Annotated in this window: 3 protein-coding genes; all 3 read right to left on the reverse strand. The window is 40.2% G+C overall.

What is annotated here, in order from left to right; genetic code table 11:
* Positions 1–292: hypothetical protein (locus Q0212_RS16690; RefSeq protein WP_297927627.1), on the reverse strand; the 292-nt coding region annotated here is incomplete at its 3' end.
* Positions 282–653, reverse strand: a complete 372-nt coding sequence (locus tag Q0212_RS16695) for a DUF3168 domain-containing protein (protein ID WP_297927629.1) — start codon at positions 651–653, stop codon at positions 282–284. The genes Q0212_RS16695 and Q0212_RS16690, both read right to left, overlap by 11 nt.
* On the reverse strand, positions 643–1,079 hold a 437-nt coding region (locus Q0212_RS16700), incomplete at its 5' end, for an HK97-gp10 family putative phage morphogenesis protein (RefSeq protein WP_297927630.1). The genes Q0212_RS16700 and Q0212_RS16695, both read right to left, overlap by 11 nt.

Below are 1,079 nucleotides of genomic sequence, written 5' to 3' on the forward strand. Positions count from 1 at the left end.
CAACAGGGTTAGCTGCTTCAATATCTGCTTCTAAAAGACGCTGATTATCTAAGGCGTCAGGATTAAAAATAGTATCTAAAGAAACACTACCACCATCAATCAAACCACCCACATAGGTTTTATAAGGGTCAGGTTCACTACCGTCATATTGGTCAATAGTGGTTGTTTCAATTTCGGTACGAGTTTTAGAAGGCGGTGTAATGTCTTTAATTTGGCTAATATCTTGCCACTCTACCCCACTATTACGTTGAAAACGTGTGCCTTGGGCGTGTAATACGTTTTTATTGGCCATTATTTGTCTGCTCCCACATGGAAAATTCAACAACAATTAAGTGCGCTTGCACTGTAGATTCAAATTGATAGCTGTCACTCAAAGCTAAACAGCTTTGTAAATCGGTTTGTTCAGTCATAATTTTTATAACTTTGTCGCGTAATGCTTCACATTCTTCAAATTCTTTAGCAAAAACATAAATTTGTACGCGGTTTTTTGCGTTTTCTAAATAACCACAATCAACGGCATTCACTAATTCACGGTTAGCAATGACGTAAATAATCATTGGGTAATTCACATCTTCGGGTGCAGCATTTGGCCACACTTGCTTTTCGCCAAACACAGGGGCTAAATGTTTATAAATCGCTTCACTAACGCGCATTAGCTGCCTCTCTTGCTGCTTTTTCGACTTCTTCGCCCAAACGCTTACCCAATTGATCTAATGCTTCTTCTTTTTTGGCTTGCCATGCAGGAGCTAAAAAGCGTTGTGGAGCAATGTATCGACCACCCTTAGCTTTCCATCCCCACTCTTGAAACTTGCCGTAAAACGCACGTCCATCCAACGGAATAATAGATTGAATGTTGCCCATGCTTGCACGTTGGCCACGGTAAACACGCTGTTTTAAAGATTTACGCAAGTTACCTGGTTTAACAGTAATAACCGCGCCTTTTTCTTTAAATTTATGGGGAACAATACCCAGTGGCGCACGTGCTTTGGCTTCATCAAGTACGACTTTAGTACCACTTTTAACCGCAATTTCTAAGGCTTTTTTAGCAACCTTGCCTTGTAATTGACTTAATGATTGCT

It is taken from the genome of uncultured Agitococcus sp. (genome assembly GCF_937920075.1).
Taxonomy (GTDB): Bacteria; Pseudomonadota; Gammaproteobacteria; order Pseudomonadales; family Moraxellaceae; genus Agitococcus.